Raw genomic sequence first — 3,860 nt, 5'->3', positions numbered from 1 at the left:
GCGCAGGCGGGTCATCTTGACCCGCTCCTCGCGGGCCGCGTCATCGGCGGCAACTGGAGCGCGCGGCGCGGCGGGGGCGGCAGGAGCCGGGGCCGCAGCAGGAGCCGGAGCGGCGGCGGGCGCATTGGCCGAGCGGGCGAGCGCCGCCAGCACGTCTTCCTTGAGCACCTGGCCGGCCTTGCCCGAACCAGCGACCGAGCCGGCCTCGATCTTATTCTCCTCCATCAGCTTGCGCGCCGAGGGGGCCGGAGCCCGGTCGGTCACGGCAGCGGGCTTGACCGGCTCGGGGCCGGCGGCATTGGCGGCAGGCACCTCGGTCTTGGCCGGGGCGGGCGCGGCGGCGGGAGCCGCAGCGGCGGCACCGGCGCCGGCGGCGATGGCGCCCAGAAGGGCGCCCACATCCACCGTGTCGCCCTGCTGGGCGGCAATGGCTTCGAGAACGCCGGCGGCGGGCGCCGGCACCTCGATGGTCACCTTGTCGGTTTCAAGCTCGACGATGGGCTCGTCGGCGGCGACGGCGTCGCCCACCTTCTTGAACCACTGGCCGATCGTGGCCTCGGTAACGCTTTCGCCAAGGGTCGGGACGCGGATTTCAGTCGACATTGTTTTGTCCTTCTTAGCTGCCCAGGGCTTCGTCGAGGAAGGCCTGCAATTGGGCCAGATGCGTGCGCATCAGCCCCGTGGCGGTGGAGGCCGAGGCGGGGCGGCCGGTATAGCGCACGCGCTGGCCGGTGCGGCCCATCTGGTCGAACACCCACTCAACATAAGGCTGAATGAAGGCCCAGGCACCCATATTCTTGGGCTCTTCCTGGCACCAGATGATCTCGGCGTTCTGGAAGCGGCTCAACTCATCCAGCAGCGCCTTGGCCGGGAAGGGATAGAGCTGCTCGATGCGCAACAGGTAGATGTCGTCCACGCCCTTCTTCTCGCGCTCTTCGAGCAGGTCGTAATAGACCTTGCCCGTGCACAGCACGACGCGGCGGATCTTGTCGTCCGGCACCAGGCGAATGGTGGTCTTGGGCACGCCCGGCGCTTCGGCATCGTCCCAGAGCAGGCGATGGAAGCAACTGTCCGGCCCCAGCTCCACCAGGCCCGAAACGGCGCGCTTGTGGCGCAGGAGGCTCTTGGGAGTGAACAGGATCAGCGGCTTGCGGAAGTCGCGCTTCACCTGCCGGCGCAGGATATGGAAGTAATTGGCCGGGGTGGTGCAGTTGGCGACCTGCATATTGTCTTCGGCGCAGAGCTGGAGGAACCGCTCGGGACGGGCCGAGGAGTGTTCCGGGCCCTGCCCCTCATAGCCATGGGGCAGGAGCATCACCAGGCCCGACATGCGGAACCACTTGCGCTCGCCCGAGGAGATGAACTGGTCGATGACCACCTGGGCGCCGTTGACGAAGTCGCCGAACTGGGCTTCCCACAGGGTCAGCGCCCGCGGCTCGGCCAGCGAATAGCCGTATTCGAAGCCGAGCACGGCCTCTTCCGAGAGCATCGAATTGATGACCTCGTAACGGCTCTGGTCGGGGCCGAGATGGTTGAGCGGGGTATAGGTCTTGTTGTCGACCTGCTGATCGTTGAGCACCGAATGGCGCTGGCTGAAGGTACCGCGCTCCACATCCTGCCCCGAAAGGCGCACCGGATGGCCCTCGGTGACCAGGCTGGCATAGGCCAGGGCTTCGCCCGTGGCCCAGTCGATGCCCTCGCCCGCCTCGATGGCGGCGCGGCGATTGTCCATGAACCGCTTGACGGTGCGGTGCACGTTGAAATCGGCCGGCACCTCGGTCATGGCCATGCCCAAAGCGGTCAGCTGTTCGACCGGAACCCCGGTCGAGCCACGGCGCGGGCCTTCCAGCTCGGCGGGCTTGAAATCCTTCCAGGCGCCATCGAGCCAATCGGCCTTGTTGGGGCGATAATCCTGGCCGGCCTCGAACTCGCCTTCGAGCTTGGCGCGCCAGTCGGCCTTGAGCTTGTCCACCTCTTCGGCGCTGAGCAGGCCCTCGGCCACCAGCTTTTCCGAATACAACTCCAGCGTGGTCTTGTGGCTGCGGATGCGCGAATACATCAGCGGCTGGGTGAAGCTGGGCTCGTCGCCTTCATTGTGCCCGAAGCGGCGATAGCAGAACATGTCGATGACGACGGGCTTGCCGAATTTCTGCCGGTATTCGACCGCCACCTTGGCCGCGAACACCACCGCCTCCGGATCGTCCCCATTCACATGGAAGACCGGGGCCTCGATCATCTTGGCCACGTCGGTGGGATAGGGCGAGGAGCGCGAATACATCGGCGCCGTGGTGAAGCCGATCTGGTTGTTGATGACGAAATGGATCGAGCCGCCGGTGCGATGGCCCTTGAGGCCGGAAAGCCCCAGGCACTCGGCCACCACGCCCTGCCCGGCAAAGGCGGCGTCGCCATGGATGAGCAGCGGCAGCACCACCGAGCGGTCGGGCTTGCCCTCGGCCTCGATATTGACCAGCTTGCCATCGGGCGAAATGAACTTGTCCTGCTTGGCGCGGGCCTTGCCCAGCACCACCGGGTCGACGATTTCGAGATGGCTGGGATTGGCCGTGAGCGAGAGATGGACGGCATTGCCGTCGAACTCGCGGTCGGACGAAGCGCCCAGATGGTACTTCACGTCGCCCGAACCCTCGACGTCGTCGGGATAGAAGGCGCCGCCCTTGAATTCGTGGAACAGCGCGCGATGCGGCTTGGCCAGCACCTGGGTGAGCACGTTGAGGCGCCCGCGATGGGCCATGCCCAAGACGATGTCCTTGATGCCCAGCGCGCCGCCGCGCTTGATGATCTGCTCGAGCGCCGGAATGGTGGCTTCCCCGCCATCCAGGCCGAAGCGCTTGGTGCCGGTATATTTGACGTCGAGGAACTTCTCGAAGCCTTCGGCCTCGATCAGCTTGTTCAGGATCGCCTTCTTGCCCTCGGGGGTAAAGGTGATCTCCTTATCAGGGCCCTCGACGCGCTCCTGAATCCACTGCTTCTCATCCGGATCGGAGATATGCATGAATTCGATGCCGATGGTGCCGCAATAGGTGCGCTGGAGGATGGCCAGCATCTCCGGGACCGTGGCGTATTCCAGGCCCAGATAGTTGTCGATGAAGATCTTGCGGCTATAATCGGCCTCGGTGAAGCCGTAGCTCTTGGGGTCCAGCTCGGGGGCGGATTCGTCTTCCTTGAGCTTGAGCGGGTCCAGATCGGCATGCAGATGCCCGCGCATGCGATAGGCGCGGATCATCATGATGGCGCGGATCGAGTCCCGGGTCGCCTGCAGCACGTCGGCGACGCTCGCCTTGGCCACGCCCAACGCCTCGGCCTTCTTGGCGATGGCCTTCTCGGTCTTGACGGCGATCTCGCCCCAATTGCCGTCGAGCGCGCTCACCAGCTCGCCCGTCTCGCCCTGCGGCCAGTCCTTGCGGCCCCAGCTCGGCCCGTCGGCATTGCGCTGGGCCACGCCATCTTCATCGTCGAGCCGCGAGAAAAAGCCCCGCCAGGTCTCGTCGACACTGGCCGGGTCGGCCTTGAAGCGAGAATAGAGTTGTTCGATGTAGTCGGCGTTTCCTCCGTAGAGGAACGAAGTCAGCAAGAACGTGTCGTTCTTTTCCTGTCGTGTCATCGCTTTTGCCGCGAGGCCCTGCCCCGCCATCCTTCTCAACGAACCGGCGGGTTGCCGGTCTCAGCCGCGGTCAATTCAGTCCGGTTTACTATTGACCGCTTTTCCTTTGCATCCTGTTAAGACTTACGGCGCCCAGAGGCGCCGCAGCTTGCTCATCATAAGAACTAGCATCCAACCGTGACCGAAGCGCGACCGACATTGGTCGCATGGCTCCCTCATGCGGCGTTTTTTCGTCATGGCC

The 3,860-nt window shown here is 65.1% G+C and carries 2 protein-coding genes; both read right to left on the bottom strand.

The features are described 5' to 3' along the window. On the bottom strand, nt 1–603 hold a 603-nt coding region (locus VDP82_RS15270), incomplete at its 3' end, for a biotin/lipoyl-containing protein (RefSeq protein WP_323015687.1). Between the two features lie 13 nt (nt 604–616). After that, entirely contained in the window at nt 617–3,619 is a 3,003-nt protein-coding gene (locus VDP82_RS15265) for a 2-oxoglutarate dehydrogenase E1 component (RefSeq protein WP_323015686.1), read from the bottom strand. Between the last annotated feature and the right edge of the window lie 241 nt (nt 3,620–3,860).

The organism is Devosia sp. (assembly GCF_034675085.1).
GTDB lineage: Bacteria > Pseudomonadota > Alphaproteobacteria > Rhizobiales > Devosiaceae > Devosia.
The sequence above is the reverse complement of the archived record's forward strand: the minus strand, read 5'-3'. Positions and strand labels throughout refer to the sequence as shown.